Annotated in this window: 14 protein-coding genes; 4 read left to right on the top strand and 10 right to left on the bottom strand. The window is 45.8% G+C overall.

What is annotated here, in order from left to right:
* Positions 1–63: 63 nt before the first annotated feature.
* Positions 64–2,640, bottom strand: a complete 2,577-nt coding sequence (gene mutS / locus K1X61_04840; protein MBX7107956.1) for a DNA mismatch repair protein MutS — start codon at positions 2,638–2,640, stop codon at positions 64–66.
* Between the two features lie 405 nt (positions 2,641–3,045).
* Here mutS and K1X61_04835 point away from each other — a divergent pair, with 405 nt between their 5' ends.
* Positions 3,046–3,558: a TrmH family RNA methyltransferase gene (locus K1X61_04835; protein MBX7107955.1), complete on the top strand. Its 513-nt coding sequence runs from the start codon at positions 3,046–3,048 to the stop codon at positions 3,556–3,558.
* A gap of 68 nt (positions 3,559–3,626) precedes the next feature.
* On the opposite strand, the gene K1X61_04830 is transcribed toward K1X61_04835, so the two are convergent.
* From K1X61_04830 to K1X61_04820, 3 genes are all read right to left on the bottom strand, one after another.
* Complete coding sequence (locus tag K1X61_04830) at positions 3,627–6,479, bottom strand: TonB-dependent receptor (protein MBX7107954.1); 2,853 nt, start codon at positions 6,477–6,479, stop codon at positions 3,627–3,629.
* Between the two features lie 194 nt (positions 6,480–6,673).
* Complete coding sequence (locus K1X61_04825; protein MBX7107953.1) at positions 6,674–6,832, bottom strand: hypothetical protein; 159 nt, start codon at positions 6,830–6,832, stop codon at positions 6,674–6,676.
* Positions 6,833–6,906: 74 nt separating this feature from the next.
* A complete protein-coding gene (locus K1X61_04820) occupies positions 6,907–7,539 on the bottom strand; it encodes a deoxynucleoside kinase (protein ID MBX7107952.1) in 633 nt (210 codons plus the stop codon).
* Between the two features lie 255 nt (positions 7,540–7,794).
* Between K1X61_04820 and sppA the strand changes: the two genes are divergently transcribed.
* Positions 7,795–9,567 (top strand): signal peptide peptidase SppA, encoded by a 1,773-nt coding sequence (gene sppA, locus K1X61_04815; GenBank protein MBX7107951.1) that lies wholly within the window; start codon positions 7,795–7,797, stop codon positions 9,565–9,567.
* A gap of 94 nt (positions 9,568–9,661) precedes the next feature.
* Here sppA and K1X61_04810 read toward each other — a convergent pair whose 3' ends face one another.
* The 6 genes from K1X61_04810 to K1X61_04785 form a co-directional block, all read right to left on the bottom strand.
* A complete protein-coding gene (locus tag K1X61_04810; GenBank protein MBX7107950.1) occupies positions 9,662–9,934 on the bottom strand; it encodes a hypothetical protein in 273 nt (90 codons plus the stop codon).
* A gap of 171 nt (positions 9,935–10,105) precedes the next feature.
* Positions 10,106–12,445 carry a gliding motility-associated C-terminal domain-containing protein gene (locus K1X61_04805; GenBank protein MBX7107949.1) on the bottom strand — a complete coding sequence of 780 codons (2,340 nt, stop codon included), beginning with the start codon at positions 12,443–12,445 and terminating at the stop codon, positions 10,106–10,108.
* A gap of 128 nt (positions 12,446–12,573) precedes the next feature.
* The gene (locus tag K1X61_04800) at positions 12,574–14,844 is read right to left on the bottom strand and encodes a gliding motility-associated C-terminal domain-containing protein (protein MBX7107948.1); all 2,271 of its coding nucleotides are present in this window, start codon (positions 14,842–14,844) and stop codon (positions 12,574–12,576) included.
* A 334-nt stretch (positions 14,845–15,178) separates the two neighbouring features.
* On the bottom strand, positions 15,179–16,294 hold the full coding sequence (locus tag K1X61_04795; protein ID MBX7107947.1) for a hypothetical protein: 1,116 nt from the start codon (positions 16,292–16,294) through the stop codon (positions 15,179–15,181).
* Positions 16,291–16,926 (bottom strand): ATP-binding cassette domain-containing protein, encoded by a 636-nt coding sequence (locus tag K1X61_04790; protein MBX7107946.1) that lies wholly within the window; start codon positions 16,924–16,926, stop codon positions 16,291–16,293. Before K1X61_04790 ends, K1X61_04795 begins: the two co-directional genes overlap by 4 nt.
* A gap of 16 nt (positions 16,927–16,942) precedes the next feature.
* A complete protein-coding gene (locus K1X61_04785) occupies positions 16,943–17,734 on the bottom strand; it encodes a class I SAM-dependent methyltransferase (GenBank protein MBX7107945.1) in 792 nt (263 codons plus the stop codon).
* Positions 17,735–18,051: 317 nt separating this feature from the next.
* Between K1X61_04785 and K1X61_04780 the strand changes: the two genes are divergently transcribed.
* Positions 18,052–20,439: a TonB-dependent receptor gene (locus K1X61_04780; protein ID MBX7107944.1), complete on the top strand. Its 2,388-nt coding sequence runs from the start codon at positions 18,052–18,054 to the stop codon at positions 20,437–20,439.
* A 155-nt stretch (positions 20,440–20,594) separates the two neighbouring features.
* Positions 20,595–21,362, top strand: coding sequence for a hypothetical protein (locus K1X61_04775; protein MBX7107943.1), 768 nt, complete (start codon positions 20,595–20,597; stop codon positions 21,360–21,362).
* Position 21,363 lies beyond the last annotated feature (1 nt).

Raw genomic sequence — 21,363 nt, 5'->3', positions numbered from 1 at the left:
GGTCAACCGGCATTTTACTGTTGCAGCATGAAGGAAACAGGTTGTTGCTGTGAAAGCCGTTGATCATTTTCCCTGTAGCTGATCTTTTATCTCCTGCAGTTTCATCAGGGCCTCTATAGGCGTGAGTGTATTGGGATTCACTTCCGCCATCCATTGTATAAGCTTCCGCAAAGCAGGGTCTTCCTGTTGAAAGATGCTCAGTTGCACTTCGCGTACCGGTATTTTCTTTATCCTGTTCTGCAGGTTTTTTGCAATCTTTTTTTCTTCCAGTTCTTCCAGTATTTCATTCGCCCGGTTTACTACCTGCGCCGGAATGCCGGCCATCCTGGCAACATGTATTCCGAAACTGTGCTGGCTGCCGCCCGGCTGCAGCTTCCGGAGAAAAATCACCTTGTTGCCGGCCTCTTTCACCGACACGTTGTAGTTCTTAATACGCTCAAATTTGTTTTCCAGCTCATTCAATTCATGGTAATGCGTGGCGAATAAGGTCTTGGCTTTTCCTTTCGGGAAGTCGTGCAAAAATTCAGCAATGGCCCAGGCAATGGAAATACCATCGTAGGTACTGGTTCCCCGCCCGATTTCATCCAGTATCACGAGGGAACGGTCAGACAGGTTGTTGAGGATGCTCGCTGTCTCCGTCATCTCCACCATAAAGGTTGATTCGCCGGACGACAGGTTATCAGAAGCGCCCACCCGCGTAAATATTTTATCGATGATGCCGATGCTGGCCGACGCTGCCGGCACGAAACTCCCGATCTGCGCCATCAGCACAATCAGTGCATTCTGACGGATAAAGGCAGACTTACCTGCCATGTTGGGTCCGGTGATGATGATGACCTGCTGCGTGATGTTATCCAGTAAAACATCATTGGGTACATATGACTGATCGTGGCCGAGTTGCTGTTCGATCACCGGGTGGCGGCCGTCCCTGATTTCCAGCGAAAAACCTTCATGAAACTGCGGCCTGCAGTAATTGTTTTTTATAGCCAGTTGTGAAAAGGAGATGAGGCAATCCAGCCGTCCGATGGCCTGCGCATTCAGCTGAATTTGACCGACATACTCTTTCAGTGAAGTGACCAACGCATCGAACAGTTTCAGTTCAAGCAGTAATATCTTTTCTTCCGCGCCCAGAATTTTTTCTTCATAGGTTTTCAGTTCGGGCGTGATATATCGCTCTGCATTCACAAGCGTCTGTTTCCTGATCCAGTCTTCCGGCACCTTGCTTTTATGGGCATTGGTTACTTCCAGGTAGTATCCGAAAACATTGTTGAAAGAGATTTTCAGGGAAGTGATACCGGTACGATCCTGCTCTGTCTTCTGAATGCGAAGGAGGTAATCCTTCCCGGAGTGGGCAATTTCACGCAGTGCATCCAGTTCAGCGGATACCGCATCACGGATGATACCACCTTTAGCGGCCACCGGCGGAGCATCTTCCCTGATTTCATTAGCGATCCGCTCTTTAATAAGATCGCAGGGATGCAACTGATCAGCGCAGTTGCGGAAAGGAGCATCGGCACGTTCAGCCAGCAATTGCTTGATCTGCCCTGTTGCCGTTAAAGCTTTCCTGATCTGTATTATTTCACGTGGGCTGATCTTTCCGAGCGCTACTTTGGCAATCAGTCGTTCGAGATCTCCAATCTGGCGGATGCAGGCTGAGAGTTGCCTCGTGAGTTCTGGATCTTTAATCAGCAACTCCACAAACTGGAGCCTTTCTTCAATCGGTATTATTTCCTTTAACGGCAACACCAGCCATTTGCGCAGCATGCGTGCTCCCATGGGCGATAGTGTCTGATCCAAAACCTGCAGCAATGATTTTCCGCCTTCACTATTGCTGTGCAGAATTTCGAGGTTACGCACGGTAAATCGGTCGAGCCAGACATAACGTTCCTCTTCAATTCGGGAGATGCCTCTGAGGTGATCGAGATTCGGATGTTCTGATACCTGCAGGTAATGCAAGGCCGCGCCTGAGGCAACAATGGCAAGGTTCATTTCACCGATCCCAGAGCCTTTCAGCGATTGTGTTTCAAAATGTTTGGTCAGGAGTTCATTTGAATAATCGAACTGGTAGATCCAGTCATCGATGGTATAGGTGTAATATTTTGTGCCAAACGACTGACGGAAGTCTTTTTGTTTTGATTTGGCGAAAATGATTTCAGAAGGTTTAAAACCCTGTAGTAACTTATCAATGTAGTCGGCATTACCCTGTGCCGCATAGAACTCGCCGGTGGAAATATCGAGAAAGGCAATGCCAAGCAATGTCTGTTCAAAATGAATGGAGCAAAGAAAGTTATTGCTCCGGTGATCAAGGATTTTTTCATTGTCGGTGACGCCCGGTGTTATCAGTTCTGTTACACCACGCTTAACGATCGTCTTTGTCAGCTTCGGATCTTCCAGCTGATCACAGATCGCAACGCGGTAACCGGCCCGTACGAGTTTCGGCAGATAGGTATCGAGCGCATGATAGGGGAAGCCGGCGAGATCGGTATAGCTGGCAGCGCCATTGGCGCGTTTGGTCAAAACAATACCCAGCACCTGTGAGGTGGTAACCGCGTCGCTGTCGAAGGTTTCATAAAAATCACCTACCCTGAAAAGCAGTATGGCATCAGGATATTTTTTTTTGATGCTTTTATATTGCCCCATCAGAGGGGTTTCTTTTATTTCAGTTGTTTTCTTCAAATTAAAAGGCGATAAAAATGATAGCTGCAAGTTAATATTACAACGCAGACACAAAACAAATCGTTGGTGAATAATCTTCCGAAGGTAATGAATCAATCGTTGGTATTTTGCGAGGTGGTAATGCCGCCCGGCTGGAAGATGGAATGATGCGTGAACAACAAAATAAATTGGGAAGAAAAATGAGTCTTGCCTGCTTAAGTGCTGTATCAGGTGGTTTGCAGTCAATGCCATGATAGCCTTACGTTGAATAAAATAACATACTGTGAAATACTACCCTGACTAAAACGGGCAACTATATTCAATAGGATTCGACCTTTAATTTTTATTGTTTCAATTTGTGGTAAGACTATTCAGATGCGAAAATTAGCGATGGAGGAGTTAAAACGGTTAACCGTTGCAGCATACAAGACTTCCGGCAGTATGTCTGTGGCGGTAGTACTCGATAACGTCAGGAGCGGACATAATACCGGTGCCGTGTTCAGAACGTGCGATGCTTTTGGGCTTCAGCAGCTATATCTCTGTGGAATTACGCCGGCACCTCCGAACAGGGAAGTGCTGAAAACAGCCTTAGGCAGCACGTCTTCCGTGGACTGGCAGCATTTTCCGGATACGAAGAGTTTATTGGAAGGGCTGAAACGCCGGCAATCAACTATTGTGATTGCTGAACATACCACAGGAAGCATTGCCTTACAGGATTTTTTACCTTCAAAAGAGAAGAATTATGTTATTGTATTCGGCAATGAAGTGGAGGGAGTGCAAAGTAATTTGCTTCCACTTGCAGATCACCTGATTGAAATACCACAGTTCGGAACCAAGCATTCATTCAATGTGAGCGTGGCAGCCGGAATTGTATTGTGGGATGTGTGGAATAAGCTAAGGTGAATACTCAAGAGGAAAGCAGCTCACAGAATCTACTAGTACAAAAAGATAACTGAATGCAGGGGCGCAGCTCAGAGTTTAATCGAAACGCCCAGCAAGACATGCCTTTGTTCATAATACCTTGCCGGGTTATCAGGCGGAATATTGGAAGATCGTGGATCGCGCGGATCGAGGTAACGTGGATCGCGCCATTCTGTGGGTACATCATCGCCGTATTCATAGGCTTTACCGGTTACAGGATTGACGATAGCTGTATTTTTATTGTTCAGCAGATTCGTCAGTTCGAGGGTGATTGCCATTTGCACCTTGCTGATGGTAAACCATTTTTTCAGTGACGAATTGAGCCAGAAGGATGAAACCGAAAGGTCGCTGTAGCGGTGTTCGGGATCTGCATCAATTTCATAAATAGGCCTGCCTGAATTAGGTTCTGTGCCGGCAAAGAGGTAAGGCGTATATCGTCTTCCGGTGCGGTAAATGGCTTCGGTATAAAAGCTGAATTGATTGATCCATTTTTTATTAAACAACCCATCTGTATTATTTACGGTGAACAAAACATATCCTTTGGCATCGAGCGGTGAGTCCCATGCCAGGTAGGTTTCTTTCGAGCTCACGCTGTTGCCGGTGGCCAGTATTTCTTCGAGTCCCTGCGAAGCGGAGGAACTCTGGCCGGTGGCCACGCTGTAGGAGATGGATAAACTCGATTCAAACCACTTCTGAATGCGCTTAATATAGGTTGCTTCCACGCCACGCACGCGCGCATAGTCTGCATTGATACGAATGGTACGGCTTACTTCACGTCCTGTTGCATCCTCCAGCAGGATAGTGCTGGAGGTAATGAAATCATATTTGTCTTTCCAATAGGCGGAAACATTGAGGGCATCATTCTGCGAGATCTGCGACTTAAGGCCCAACTCGTAGGAGATATCCACTTCAGGGTTGAGATCAGGATTACCGATGAAACCTAACGTTGAACGGTCAGCATAGTAGGGGTCGAGCCCTGCATAGATATAGGAAGGATGCGGTGAGATCGTGCTTTGTCCATAGTTGAAATACATCACCTGGTTTTCTTTAATGGGAAAACTGGCGGATAACTTGGGCAACAGCCGGGCCTTCGTCCGTAAACCCATCACGTTAATGGTATGATCGAGGTAACTCTGCCGGATTTCATCAGCAATCAGAGCTTCAGGATTGCTGACGGCATCATCTACAAATTTCCCGGGCATCCAGTATTCAAAACGCAGCCCTACTTCCGCAATCAATCCATGAAACTTGTATTTGTCGGATACAAATACGGCACCTTTGATAGGATTCACCTTCCATACATCGCTTACATCACCGAGCCTGAATGATTGTGTGAACTGGCTGTCCGGCAATTCAATCGGTGCGCCGATCCATGGCCGGGTAATATCAATCCATTGCAGTTCCTCTGCTTTGAATTCTGTTCCAAAATAAAACCTGTTGAGTGTGTTCTTGGAATAGAAGGTGGCTGAACCTTTTGCCGTGTAATCTTCCACATAATGATCGTGCCACAGCGTGGCAATGCCATCGTTGTTATAGAGGCCGGGAGCAGGATTCACAAATACGATGGAGTCATCCGGATTAAAATAGGTTGCGGGAAACTCCACGATCGATGCCGGATCAAACTCAGTACTCACTTCTGCCGGCCGCCAGTCGCGCCCGTTTGCATCGGCGCGCAAATGCACAAAAAGTCGCGACAGCGAAACCCTGTAAGAGATATTTGGTTGTGGCGTGTGGCTCCAACTCAGCGATTCGAGATTGGTATCATGCGTATAAGTATTTGCATTGTCGGGCTGCAGGGCAAAACTAAACTGATAACCGGGCGTGAATCCGACATCATTGCCTGTGATGCGGAGCATATTGTAATCCTGGTTGGCAGTGATGGAACGCAGATAGGAGAATGATAGTTTTTTGGTGGAGCTGAAATCATAATTCAGCTTGAGCATGCCGGCCCATCGATTGTCTTCATAAGGTGTCCAGAACACATCCGGATAAAGAGAAGAGATCACCTGCTCTGCCGGCGCTTTAATATAAGTATCAGTGAAATTGAATTTGAAAGAAGTGAAGTAATGAAGTTTTGCGGGATGGTCTTTGGTAAACCTGATTGGTCCTCCGAGGCCAGCTTCATAGGTCGACTGGTTGAAGCAGGATTGCTGATCACTGTTAAAGCCAAAATTATCCCGCTTCAGTGATAAGGCCAGTGCAAATTTATCTCCTCCGCTTTTTGTTTTCGTATTCACTATGCCGGATGTGGCATCTCCATATTCAACACCCGGTGCACTCGTGGTTACATCGATATTGTCAATGGCATTGGTGCCGATATCAATGCCGAACCCTGTGCCCGCCAGCGGATCAGTAGCCGAAACATCGTCGATATAAAATCCCGTTTCATAGGTTCTGCCACCACGGATGTGAATGCCTTCAGGGTTAAGCACCACACCGGTTTGTGTATTCAGCAGGCCCTGCACGGCACGGGTGGGAGCCGCCTCTATCACCTCTTTGTTGATTTGTGAAGAGCTTTTGGATTCTTCCACATCTATCAATGGCCGCTCTCCGATGATCACAATTTCCTGGTCAATGGTAACGGCCGTCGCGTTTAACTGAATGTCGAGTACTTTTTGTTCATCCTGCCGTATTACAATACCGGTATAAAGTGTTTTTTCATAACCGATATAACTTACATTCAGGGTGTAGGTGCCGGCAGGGAGGCTGATGGAATACTGACCGTTTTCATCTGTTACTGCACCGTAGCGTGTGCCCGTTACCATTATGGTGACACCGATCAGTTCGCTGTTATCTCCCTTGTCGGTTATCCTGCCTGATATGGTGCCTGTTTGTGCAAAAGTGATGGCCGGCAGCAGCAGGTAACCGGCTAACACATATAAGATGAAGACCTTTTGCACCATACGGGCAAATGTAAAAGGATTGGATAAACTTTTCGGGGGAAAGTGAAACCCATTCTTACTGCGCAAAAAGAATCATTAGTTACAGCCGTACAATAATCAATCAGTAAGGAGACCACAGCAATGAACGTGGAGGATAGAAAACAAGAGTAGGCTATAATAAACAGCCTGTGATGGCAGCAGCAAAGGAACGAATGCTAAAGTGCATCCATAGCTCCGGCAAGAAAAGTGATAGTGAAGGGAAGGCTTATCCAGAACCATTCCGGCAGGAAGATGAGCAGTAATACCATTGCCGTTAACGAGATAAAAAACAGTATCCAGTAAAGACTTTTCGATGACCTTTTAGTTTCTTCCATGTTGAATGATTTTCAGGAGCGAGCAAAAGTAAGGATTGTATTGATTTTAAAATGGTTTTTTTTCCCACCATGCATCACAGGGTAATCACATTTGTTCCGGGCTGATGTTCCTGCTGCAGCAAATCAATAATGCGGTTGTAATCCTGTTTATTTTCAATGAAATTAATTTTCGATACATCAAGTATTACGATGCGCAGCTGCATCTGCGTTTTGAAGTAATCGAAATAGACCTGTTGAATCTTGCCCAGGTACTCAGCGGATATATCTTTTTCATAAGGGCGTCCCCGTTTGGCGATGTTGGACAAGATCACCTCCACGGGACTGTGCAGGTAGAGTAACAATTCCGGTTCAGGCAGTGAAGCCTGGATAATCTGTGACAGGCGTTTGAAGAGTTTAAACTCTTCCTCAACAAGGTTGATACTTGCGAAAAGGTGTGATTTCGCAAAAAGATAATCCGAAACCGTAAAAGAACTGAACAGGTCCTGCATGGCTGCCACATCTTTCAGCTGCTGGTATCTTTCGGCAAGAAAAAATAGCTCGAGCGGAAAGGCATATTGGCGCGGGTTTTTGTAGAACAATGGAAGAAAAGGATTGTCTGCAAATTGTTCGAGTATGAGTTTGCCATGGTAATCCTTCGCCAGCATGTTGGCCAGTGATGTTTTACCTGCTCCGATATTGCCTTCAATCGTTATGTAATTATAGCGCATCATTCCGGTGTGGAAGATAATACTCCGTCCGTTACATTGTGTGGCAGCACATCAGTAAAAACATGGATATCCATAGTAACATCTTTTTATAATGAGCGGCAGAATGATAAAAAACATGGGAGCCATATATCAGCAATTCATGGCAATTCCTTTTAATCATTAACCTGCTTGAATCAGGTTTGGGAGTGGTTTACTGCCATCAGCTTATTTAACATAAATTTGCACCTTCTTCGTCTACCCATAAAACCTGCTTCAATGAGTTTCTGGAAAATATTTTTTGGTTCTTTGCTCGCTTTCATAATTGGCAGCCTGCTGCTTCTGTTTATTGTCATCGCTTTTATCGCGGCTTTGGCATCTTCATTTTCAAGCATTGAAACGGCCAGCGTAAAGCCGAACAGCGTACTGAATCTAAACCTGAGTTATGAGATCCCGGAACAAACGACTTACATTCCTTTCCAGGGTATGTCGTTTGCCGATTTTAAACCTGCCATAGCGCCGGGAGTTTATGACATCATGAAGAATATAGAAAAGGCGAAGACCGATCCTTCCATCAAAGGTATTTATCTGAGTTTCGGATATATAGGCCTCGGCATGGCGAATACGGAACAAATCAGGAATGCCTTGCTTGATTTTAAAAAGTCGGGAAAATTTGTGGTTGCCTATGCTGAATTATACACGGAAAAAGCCTATTACCTCTGCAGCGTGGCCGATAAGGTGATACTGAATCCAAAAGGAGTGGTTGAATTCAACGGCATGAGTGCACAATATCCTTTTTTCAAAGGACTGCTTGACAAAGTCGGCATTCAGGCACAGGTTTTTTATGATGGCAAATTCAAATCCGCCACAGAGCCCTTCCGCCTCGATTCTATGAGCAGGGAAAATGAATTAATGACGATGACGCTCCTGAAGGATGTGTATGACAAGGTGATGAGAAATATTGCCGAAAGCAGAAAGATCGGCATACTGCAGCTTGACAGCATCAACAATAACCTGCTGGTGCAAAATGCACGTGATGCCAAAAGTTATGGCCTTGTCGACGAGACATGGTTCGATGACCAGGTGCGCGATTACCTGAGAGCACAGCTCAAACTTGGCGAAGATGATAAGATTCAAATGGTTTCACTGACGAAGTATCTTACCGTACCGGGCAAAAAAGAAGAAGTCAGCCTCGAAACGGATAAGATCGCCATACTCTTTGCCTCCGGTGATATTGTGGATGGTAAAGGAGGCGATGATAATATCGGTTCAGAGAAATTTGTGAAGCAACTCAGGAAATTGCGCGACGATGATAAAGTGAAGGCTGTTGTGTTCAGGGTGAATTCACCTGGCGGCAGCGCACTGGCTTCCGATATCATTGCACGTGAAGTGCAACTCACGGCTGCAAAAAAACCGGTGGTGGTTTCGATGGGTGATTATGCTGCGTCCGGCGGTTATTACGTTTCAGCTTATGCAACTAAAATTGTTGCACAGCCGAATACACTCACGGGGTCTATTGGTGTATTTGGCATCTATCCCAATATGCAGAAATTGCTGGAGGACAAACTCGGTATAAACTTCGACGGTGTTAACACAGGCAGATATTCTGATTTTGGCGATGTCTCCCGCCCGATGCGTGAGGATGAAAAAGTGATTGTGCAAAGAGGCGTTGACAGCATCTATCGCGACTTTAAATCAACTGTGGCAAAGGGCAGGAAATTAGATCCGTCCCTCGTAGATACCATTGCACAAGGCCGGGTATGGACAGGCAGCCAGGCATTGGCTTTCGGGTTGGTGGATACGCTGGGTGGACTGGAAGATGCAATCAGCGTTGCCACTCATCTTGCAAAATCAACCACCTACCGGCTTGTGGAATATCCGGAGGTGGATAAGGATATGTTTGAACTGATCAGTATGTTCAGAGAAGGCAAAGAGCAAAGTGCGCTAAAATCGAAACTCGGGGCTTTTTATTCGGTTTACGAACAGCTTCAGTTAATTTCCGACATGAAGGGCACACAGGCCCGTCTGCTTTTCGTTCCGGAAATTCAATAGTTTGTTTGCAACAGTCTTCAACTAAATCACCCGGGAAAATGAAGCCCAAAAGGTGCAGCATGAAACAACTGGCATTGTTGTTCGAAAGAATACCTTAACTACGCAGTTTCTTCACCAGTCCGCCTATTGCTACAGCACCCCACGTACCTTCCAGAATAACAAAGGGCATAAATTCTATCAGCCAGGAAGCATAGCAGGCAATAGCCGCACCAAGCACATTGAGTCCGATATAGGTATAGCTTCTCTCATCCGTAAGCTGGAAGACCTGAAGGAAAAAAGCGATGAGCAGGAGGCTGACGCCAATCGAGGCAATGATCGTTGGAAAATCCATTAGCAGGTGAATATGAAGAAGGGAACTATGAATCATGTTAGTGGTAGTACATATCGTGATACCGGAGGTCGGAAGTATCAGAAGCTATCTCAAAACAGGCAATCCATGCGGTCATGCCGAATTAATTTCTGCATCTGTAAATGAATGGAAGAGATCCTGATCCCGATCAATCGGAACAAGATGACTCCGGGTATTTTGAGATAATTTCTATCGGATCAGTGTTACGCCACCGGTCAAATGCTCCGAAAGTTTCAGGCCATGCTCGGTTCCTTCATAAGCAATTGTCCAGACATAAGTACCCATTTCAGCCGGCTTATTATCGTTTTGCCCGTTCCAGCCTGCATTGGGATCATTGGTAGAAAATACCACCTGGCCCCAACGGTTGAATACTTTGAAATCATAGGATGTAAAATCACAGCCAATAGCAGGAACAAAAAGATCATTTAATCCGTCATTGTTTGGAGTAAAGGCATTGGGTACATGCAGGCAGCTTCCGCAGTCATCAAAGGCAACATAAAGGCTGTCGTATGTATGGAAGCAGCTATTGTAGGCATCAACGGTATACAAGCCGGGTTCCCGGATCGCATAATCGTGATAGATGGAGCCATCCTGCCATCGGTATTCTGCGCCTGGGAAAAAGACATCTTTGAATAATACTTCTCCATAACATAATACAGAGTCTTCTCCTAAATCTATCAGCGGTTTTTGAGCTACATACACCCTGTATTCCTGTGGCTGACTGAAACAACTACTGTCGTCAAAAGCAACGGCCGTATAGGTCTGATCCTGAAATGGCTGAACGAAATATGGGTCATCAACTGAAACGCCATTGTTCCAGATGACACCATACAATCCTGCATTGCCTCCAACGGCTGGTGCTGTCAGCCGTGCCTGTGTACCAAAACAAATGGTGGTATCACCCGGATATATAATGGCCAGCGGATCCGGTTCTTTGATGGTAATAACCGTATCGTATTTACACTGATGAATGTCAATCAGCAGAAGGTTGTATTCTCCTGCACCAAGACCGGTTGCTGTGTTACTTCCACCACCGTAAGGAGTCCAGACATAGGTAAAAGGTGGATTGCCGCCGGTGATGTTAAGTGACACACTGCCGTCTTTATATCCATTGCACACCGCATTCTTCAGATCGGTTACCTGGAAATGCACTTCGGGTGGTTCAGCTAAGACGATACTGAGTGTATCGGAACAATTATAAGCATCTGTTACAGTTACTTTGTAGTTAGCAGGGCAGAGGCCACCGATGTTCGCGCTCGGAGGTGCACCGTTATTCCATAAATAAGCATAAGGAGGAACGCCTCCTTCACCGGATACGGAAATTGCACCGTCACATGCATTAAAGCAATTGATATCCTGCGCGAATAATTTGGTGGCTTTTACGGCACCGGTGGAAGGCTGGAAAGTTACAATGGCAGTATCGACGCATCCAAAAGAATCCTTGACAGTGATGTAATAGGTACCGCTGTCCATGCCACTAAATGAGCTGCCGTTTTGATAAGGGCTTCCATTGATGGAAAACTGATAGGGTGGTGTGCCAACGGTGCCTGATGCGAAGATTTCTCCGTTATAACCGCCGCAGGTGGGTTGTACCACTGAATCAATCACGGCCTGCACAGCACTTACAAAGAATGGCACAGCGGCCGTATCTGCATTGAGTCCGCACAGATCTGTAACTGATCCTGATAAGCTGGTTAGATGCAAAAGATAATTGCCGCCGGTAGTGATGGCCGGAGAAACATTCGCCGTAAAGGTTACTTCTGCCGTTCCGCCTGCGAGGCAGGTGGCTCCGGCTACGCTGCTGATCGTATAAGGGCCGCCGGGGCCGGTAATTAAAAAGTCAGCTGCCTGTACGCTGCCACAAAGAATATTTTCAGAAAAATTAAATGTGAGTTGACTGTTATTGCAGATGACAGGATCTATACTGCTGATATAAGGCTTCACGGTATCAAAAATGGAAGCCGTTGAGCTGCTGAAGTCAACGGTATAACCACCTGTTGTGCCGCTCCAGTTATTGATATTCAGTACATAGGTTTCTCCGGCGTTTACATTCAGCAAAGCATTGAAGGCATTCGTCGGGCCGGGACCGTTCCAGTTACCGGAACCGCTGGCGGAAATACCGGTGAAGCCGTACTGCGAAGAATTGCAACTCACCATCAGCGAACCATTCGTCTGAATTTCAGCACAGCTTGCATTGGTCAGATTATACATGGCCCAGTCATAATCAGCACCGGGTGAGGCAGGCACAATGGTGAATGCAAAGGTTCCGCTGCTGCTGATATTAAAAGTGTACCAGCTGCTGTTATATTCACCCGGAATAAGGCAAGTGCCAGGGCCTTGTTCGTTGGGATAGTTACCGGTTCCGAATGTTGAACTTGGTGTCTGATAAACCTGGTTGCAAACCGGAATTGCTCCCAGGCAATCCTGGAAGGTAGGAATCTGCGCAATGCAAGCAGCCGGCTGCAACATAAGGCAGCATCCAATCAATAGACAGAGATATCCCGCAGTTATCTTGTAAAGGTGGCGCATGCAATTTTAAAGATGCTCAAATTTATGAATCATTTGTCAGCAGGCGAAATCAATCTTACTGTGTTATCGACATACTTTCAATTCCACTTGCAAACACCGTGATTATGCAGAGAGTCTTCCGTCAGACGTTAGCGGAGGAGCGTCACATTGCCTGACAATTTTTCGGTGAAGTAGGTTGCATGGCGAAGGCCTGTATAATCTACTGTCCAAACATAAACTCCCACTTCGGCCGGTTGCTGCAGATATTCACCGTTCCAGCCATCATTCACGTTGCTGGTTTCAAAGATCAGTTGTCCCCAGCGGTTAAATATTTTCATATTGTATTCACTCACCGGGCAGGTGATTACGGGTCGGAAAAGGTCATTCTGCTGATTACCGTCAGGCGAAAATCCGGTAGGATAGTGTACACAGGCGGAACAATCGGTGTAATCAGCAATCAATGTGTCGGAAGTGTCAAAGCAAGTGTTGTAAACCGTCACCCAATAGATACCTGGAAGCAGAATGGTAAAATTATCGGCCGTGGATCCATCCTGCCAGCTGTAAGATGCCCCTGGAAATGCAGCGGATAGTACAATAGAGTCTCCAATACACAGGATAGAGTCCTTCCCCAAATCCACAACAGGAACTTGGTCAACAATAACATTAAAAACCTGCGGCTCACTCTGACAGCCATGACTGTCGATGGCAATAGCTGAATAAGCTGTGTCATGAAGAGGAGCAACAGGAAATGGATTGCCGGTGTAAATATTTTCCCAAATGAAGGAGTATGGTGGAGTGCCGCCATTGGCATCGGCAAACAAATCTCCGCCTGTTCCAACGCAGACAATGGTATCAGCAGGTGGCGTAACAGTCACCGGTGCCGGTTGTGATAAAATCACAATGGCGCTATAGGTACATTGTTTTGCATCGGTAACCAGAACAGTATATAATCCCGCAGCGATGTTGGTGGTTGTTAAACCTGTGCCGCCTTCCGGCGACCATTCAAATGTATAACCCGGCGTTCCGCCCGAAACATTAACAGTAATGTGTCCATCAGCATAGCCATTACACGAAGGCTGCACCAGCTGAGTTGTTGTTACCAAAAAGGTATCAGGTTGCTGCAGCAGTACGCCTGCAGTATCATAACATCCGGCGGCATCAATAATGGTGGCAGTATAATATCCGGCGCAAAGATTATTGATGGTGGACGAGGCTGGTCCGCCATTCGACCATGCATAAGTATATGGCATTGTGCCTCCGTTACCTGCTACGGTGATGCTGCCGGTGCATTCATTCGGGCACTTCAGGTTGGTGGAAGAAACGATGGCTGCATCAACGCCGCCGGGGCCGGGCAATAAATTCACTGTTAATGTATCCGTGCAACCTGCACTATCCGTTACGGTCATCAGATAATTGCCTGCTGAAAGTCCGGTAAAGGCGCCACTGGATTGCAAGGCGCCATTATTCAAAGAATAGCTGTAGGGACTTATTCCTGAGATTCCGGACACATAGATAGCCCCGCTGTTGGCGCTGCAGACCGGCTGGTGAATGGAGTCTGTTTGAATCAACGGCCCCGGCGCCTGGAATACGAGCGAAGAGGTATCTGCAATATTTCCGCATAAATCAGTTACATAGCCGGCCAAACCGGTTAATCCGAAAGTATATGTTTCACCATTCTCCAATGCCGGTGAGAAGTCGATGATGAAAGTTTTTTCCTGCACACCGCCGCTTGCACAGGCTGCACCTGTTACGCTGCTGATAACAAAGGGTCCGCCAGGTCCTGAAAGTGCAAAATCTCCTGCCTGCACCGTACTGCATAACACGTTTTCAGAAAAGGTGAAGGTGAGTGATGTAGGATTACATCCGATGGTTGAAACAATCTGAAGTATTGGCGGTACGGTATCAAAGATGGTTGCGGTGGAAGTGGAGAAATCGATGGAATATCCGCCATTGGAAGTGCTCCAGTTATGAATATTTAATGCAAAGGTTTCACCGGCTGCAACCGGTAAAAGGTAGTTAAATGCCAGTGTAGGTCCGGGGCCATTCCAGTTGCCGCTGCCGGTAGAAGAAATACCGGTTACCCCATATTGTGATGAATTGCAACTCGCCATCAGGGAACCGTTGGTAGGTATTTCTTCACAAGATGCATTCGTAAGATTATAGAGTGCCCAGTCATAATCGGCGGTAAGGTCTATCGGCGTGATCACAAAAGCAAGATCACCGGAATTGATGACCGTAAACGTAAACCAGGTGCTGTTTAATTCGCCGGAAACGAGGCAGGTGCCCGGGCTTACTTCATTCAGATAATTGCCGCTACCCAGAGTGGAACTACCCGTCGTCCAGATGAAGTCGCATATCGGAATGGCGCCGAGACAATCCTGTTCGGTGGGAATCTGCGCAAAGGTTGTTCGGGTAAACATGATCAGCTGCATGAACAGCAGTACTGAAAAATAAGCGGATGATGTCCTGTAGAAAAATGGTATGGCGACGTGTGTCAGGTTCTAAAATTATAAATCATTCGGGAAGCCGCGAAATAAGCTATGGCAAGCAAGGTATGATTTCAGGCCATTCGTTTTTTGGAATTGCAGATGTAATTCATTCATATCTGATGAAATGCTTTGTTTCGATAACCTGAAATCTCAGGATGATGTGTTAACCTAACATTCTGTCTGCAATTCGAAACATCATGTTTCAACTTTTACCGGTTAGTATCTTTTGTTTGGTTCCACAAGCGGGATTCCCATTGCTGTAGAGTTATAGTTGGCCTTCAGTCAGTTCAAACCGTAAATACCATTTCCGGAAATAAAATATAGAGAGCATGCTTAACAATACAATCATAATCAGGTACCATTTATACAGCAGCAAAAAGAACAGGACAGCTGCAATACTAAAAACCCATTGCAGGTATTTTTCCATATCCAGCGGAGGTTTGTAAAGCAGGCAGTGGTAAGCCATTAAGAGAGCTGCGCCGAAAAAAGGTAACCATAAACTGTCACCAACATGCAGTCTGTCCGGAATGGCCATGGAAAAAATAAGCCATTCGGGCATCAGTATTATCAGATACACCGCCGTCAGATTCAGCCAGCGAATGAAGCTGTTGAACGGAAGGGTGCGATAAAACATAAAAAGTGTTTCTTCAAATCTCCTGAACTCGAAAACCAATACGCAATGCGCCGTTATGCCTGCCAGGAAGCCAAGCATCACTACGCGGCTGTCGTAGCTGTCAATGAAAAATCCATTGAGGAAAGCTATGATAATCGTAACGGAGAAAAATTTGGTGACCATGAAAATCACCTTCATCTCCTTCAACAACTGTGATACAAAGATGGCCGGAATATTCTTCCTGAATCGAAACCTTAAAAAACCATAATGAAAAAGTTGCCGCCCGGCAGCAGGATGATGGAGATGATACCTGTAACGGAATGCGCTCGCCAAACAGATTGCTGTATGGAAGACAGCCACGTATGCGGCGGCGGCAAACTGCCCGGAATATATGCCCAGCAAAACCAGCAGCAGGGCATAGATCAAAACCGGCAGGTAGATAAAACACTGGGCGGACAGCAAAGCACCAAGGAGCAGTTTCGGATCCTGCGCAGCTGTGATGTAGAGAAACTGATTTTGTTGTTCTGCAAGTGTTTTAGCGGTAAACTGATAACACTTCATGGCATACAATAGCCATATCAGCGAAACAACCAGCATAAATAACGGGGAACCCAGCATGGCATACATAAGGCTGAGGTGATAACTGATCAGTTGATTCCCCTGCACTACACCAAAGAGTATGATAAAAATAAAAAGGAACAAGCCTGCATGACGCTGATAAAATGGAAGGCCGGTTACACGATACAACAGTTGCGGTAGTTTCATCATGACAGTATTTTGATGGTATGATCTTCCATCAGCAGCTTGTGTGTGATGGGAAAGGCAGTTGCATCAAATGCCTGGTGTGAAGTAAGCAGGAAGGTAACACCATGCTTCACGTGGTAGTCATGAATGAGACGGTTGATAGCCGGTATGGTATTATCATCAATCGTAACGAGCGGTTCATCGAGTAATATAAGTTTCGGATGTCCGGTGAATGCGAGCAGCAGCGAAATCTTTTTCATCATGCCGCTTGAATAGGTTCCCGCCGGCTGATTAATAAATGAATTTACCTGTAATATATCCACCAATCCTTCGGCTTGCTCTTTGTCAGCACCTTTTGATTTTATAAACAGATGCAACAGATCCTTGCCACTTAAAAATGGCGGATAAAGCGGCTCGGCCTCCGCATAACTGACGAGGCGCAGATATTGCATCCTGTTTTTCTTTATGGAAACTGATGTGTTCAGCAGCACATCACCTTCAAAGGGCAAAAGCCCGGCCATCAATTTCATCAATGTAGTTTTACCAGATCCGTTGATACCCTTCAGCCAGTGAATGCCATGATCCAGCTGAAACAACGGCACCTGCACCACCGCTGATGATCCATATGATTTCACGACTTCTTTTAGTATTATCATTGGTGCTGATCAGCAGTTAAAGTTTGGTGGCTCGAATCGAATACATCAAGGGCAGGAGATTTTCCAGGTGCTTAATCCGGTAGTTTCCGTCGGCACCTTTAACGGTTTTCTGAAAGCAATTGTATGGAGAGAATGGAAATTCGTGCAGGAATTCAATTTGCAAACCATGCGAAACAAGCGCTGTTACTACTTCACCAAGTCCGTGATTCCAGGTATAGGAAGTAGTCCTGATACCGGCACCGGGATCAGCATAGGTACCCGATTCTTCTTCTTTAATTACTGATGTGTTGTGATAGGCATATTTGATTTTCTCAAAGTCATTGTCAAACATCCACACGACGGGATGAAATTCTGCTATATAAAAGACGCCTCCGGTTCGCAATGAACGGGCAATGACTGCCGCCCATTTATCAAGGTCAGGCAACCAGCCGATCACGCCATAGGATGTGAACACTATATCGAAGGTTTCCTGTAAATGCTGATCAAGGTCGTATACATTCGAACAGATAAACGCAGCTTCTGCATGTACCTCTGCGGCCAGTTTCCTCGCGGTCTCAATGGCCACTTCTGAAAAATCAACGCCGGTGACAATGGCACCCAGTCTATGCCAGGAGAGTGTATCCAATCCAAAATGACATTGCAGGTGAAGCAGTTTTTTACCGGTCACGGAACCAACTTCAGCCAGCTCGATTGGCATCAGGCTATTGACGCCGCTCTTAAATTCCTGCATGTTGTAGAAGGCCGATTTTTCATGCACGGGTGTACGTTCATTCCACAATTTCCTGTTGGCTTCAAAATATTCTTTCATGAGGTTTCTCCATATTGGGTTTGAAGATAGTATTCATGCAAAGGTTGAACAATTAACATGGTTAGAAGCTATCTCAAAACAAGCATTCAATGCGGTCATGCAGTATTTATTTCGGCAACTTTCAATGCATTGATCAGATACGGATCCCGATCAATCAGGGCAGGATGACTCCGGGTATCTTGAGATATTTTCAAGTGAAGTTGCAGCAATAATTCATTTTATCTTAATCGAATGCTTCTGTGAAAAAAATTATCATGAATTCCTGAACACTTTTACTGCAATTTTGTATTTCCGTCAAATGCATATTTGAAAAACGTATGAAACACTTCCTTTTAATCGTGGTAATGTTGTCGGCAGCGGCAGAGGCAATAGGGCAGTCGGGCATTATCCGCGGAAAGGTATTTGATGCAATCAATAATCAGCCAATTGAATTCGCAACAGTTATTATACAAGGCACCGCTAATGGCGCCGGAACGGATTCAGCCGGAAATTTTGAACTGAAAAGCCTTGCGCCAGGCCTTTACAACATCCAGGTTACTTCGGTAGGTTATAAACCGAAGACAGTTTTTGAAATTACTGTCACCAATGCCCGGCCTGCGGAGGTAAGTGTTCCCATGGAATCAGTAGTTAAAGAACTGGACGAGGTGACCATCAAAGCCGATGCATTTAATAAATCGGAGGAAAGCCCGGTCTCCCTTCGTACCATTGGTGTGAATGAGATTCAGCGCAATCCCGGGGGCAACCGCGATATATCAAAAGTGATTCAATCCTTTCCAGGTGTCGCACAGACCGTTTCTTTTCGCAATGATGTCATCATACGCGGCGGCGCTCCCAATGAAAACCGGTTTTATCTTGATGAAATAGAAGTGCCGAACATCAACCACTTTCAGACGCAGGGCGGTTCCGGCGGACCGGTGGGAATGATTAATGTTGATTTTATCCAGGACGTGGAATTTTATTCCGGCGCCTTTCCAGCCAATAAAGGAAATGCACTCAGCTCGCTTTTTGAGTTCAGGCAGAAAGACGGCAGAAGCGATCATTTCGGTCTTTCCGCAACGCTGGGCTCCAGCGACCTTGGGCTTACACTGGAAGGACCTATCGGTAAAAAATCTACGGTTATCTTCTCTGTTCGCAGGTCGTACCTTCAGTTTTTGTTCAAAGCACTGGCGCTGCCGTTCCTGCCGACGTACAATGACTACCAGTTGAAGTATAAATTTAAATTCGATCGTAAAAACGAGCTGAGTATTATTTCACTCGGTGCTTTGGATCAGTTCAAGCTCAATCTTGGCGCCGATTCAACAGATCTTCAGCGGTACATCCTGGGAAATCTGCCGGTGAACAACCAATGGAATTACACAATTGGTGCAGTGTATAAGCACTTTGGCAAGCATAATTTTGTCACGGGAGTGCTCAGCAGAAACATGCTGAACAATGAAGCCGAAAAATATTTTAATAACGACGACAGTAACCCTTCCAACCTGTTGTACAACTACCAGTCACAGGAGATTGAGAACAAACTGCGCCTTGAAAACAACTACTACCGGAACAAGCTGAAAATAAATTACGGCGGTGGATATGAATTCGTAAAATACAACAACAGCACTTTTGATAAGCAGGCAGACCCTGACGGAAACATCTATAACATTGATTTCACTTCCGACATTTCTTTCAGTAAATACGCACTGTTTGGACAGGTTACTTACCCGTTCTTCGACCGGCGGTTAGTGTTATCAGCAGGCCTGCGCACAGATTTTAACAACTATGCTTCCTCCATGAGCAATCCACTCCGTCAATTGTCACCGAGGCTGGCTGCAACCTACAATATCAGCGATGCGTTTAACTTTAATTTCAGTACAGGTATCTATTATCAGTTGCCGCCATATACAGTGCTCGGCTATCGCAACAATGAGGGCGAACTGGTTAACAAACAGCATGAGATAACCTATATATCCTGTAGTCATATCATTGCCGGGTTTGAGTTTTACTCGCAAAGCAATGGCCGCATTTCGCTGGAAGGATTTTACAAATCATATGGTAATTACCCGTTCATATTAAGTGATTCCATCTCCCTGGCCAACCTCGGCGCCGACTTTGGCGTAATTGGTAATACGGAGGTTAATTCAACATCAAGCGGCAGGAGCTATGGACTTGAATTGCTCCTGCAACAAAAGTTATTCAAAGGTTTTTACGGATTGGCTTCCGTGACGTATGTGAGGAGTGAGTTTAAAGATAAGCACGATGTCTTTATAGCATCGTCCTGGGACAGCAGGATAATCGTTTCTCTCACAGCAGGAAAAAAGTTTGGCAAAAACTGGGAACTGGGCATGAAGTGGCGGCTGACAGGCGGATCGCCTTACACACCGTATGATATTCCCTTGTCATCACAGATTCCTGTCTGGGATGTATATGGACAGGGCCTGCCGGATTATGATTACCTGAATACCGAACGGCTGCCCGTTTCACATCAGCTGGATGCACGGCTCGATAAGAAATGGTTTTTCAAAAAATTCAATCTTAACCTTTATCTGGATGTGCAGAATGTATATGCTTTCGATGCTACTTTGCCGCCCTACCTCGATGTGAAGAGAGATGATGCCGGCAACCCGCTGGTGGATCCGCTCAATGAAGGTTCTTATCAAACTTATCTTTTGGAAAACACTACCGGTACGGTGCTGCCTTCGGTCGGAATTATTTTCGAGCTATAAATGCAGTACCGGCGATTTGTTACTGTTTCAATTACGATGCAATATTAAATGCCCGTTGGGTGTAATTGTGTTTCGGGATGCAGAACTTGAAGCAGTGTTTTATACAGCACGGTGCAAAGCTTTCCTGTGAAGTCAAAAATTAGTAATATTGAAGTGTGAAGATCCTGAGTTTCATCGCTTCTTTGGTTTGTGTTTGCACTGCTTTGTTTGCCCAGATGCCCGGTGACCTGAAAGGTGTCATTTACAACCATGAACTGAGTGGCGGTATAAGTGTGCATACCGCCGGCTGGGGCATCTTTATGGATGTCGGTAAGCGACAGGAACTGAAGAAGAAAACGATTTATGAATTTGAGTTTACACAACTCCATCATCCGAAGGAGGTGAAGCAAACGATTGACTTTGGATTTTCTTTTTTCGGCATTAATTCACCCAAGCCATTTGTGTACGGAAAGCAGAATAATTTTTACCTGCTGAATGCAGCGATCGGCCAGCAATTTATGCTCACCGAACGAGCCGAACATAAAGGCGTGGAAGTTGGACTGAAAGTGATTGGCGGCCTTTCGCTTGGGTTGCTGAAGCCGTATTACCTTGACCTGCTTTATCCGGTGGATAATTCAACCACCTATCGGATCGTGTCAGAAAAGTATTCAGAAGAAAATGCCGCCCGCTTTCTCGACTGGTTTTCAATCTATGGCGGCTCCGGCTTCGGTTACGGGATTGGCGAAATAAAATTTATTCCGGGCATCCATCTCAAATCAGGACTTGCATTTGACTGGGCCAGCTATGATGACTTTATCAAAACACTGGAAGTTGGAATTACCTTCGACGCTTATTATAAAAGAATACCAATCATGGTGATCGAAAATAACCAGCAATTCTATCCTAACCTGTATGTGAGCCTGCAGTTTGGCAAAAAATGGTGAA

Source organism: Chitinophagales bacterium, from assembly GCA_019694975.1.
Taxonomy (GTDB): domain Bacteria; phylum Bacteroidota; class Bacteroidia; order Chitinophagales; family UBA10324; genus JACCZZ01.
The sequence above is the reverse complement of the archived record's forward strand: the minus strand, read 5'-3'. Positions and strand labels throughout refer to the sequence as shown.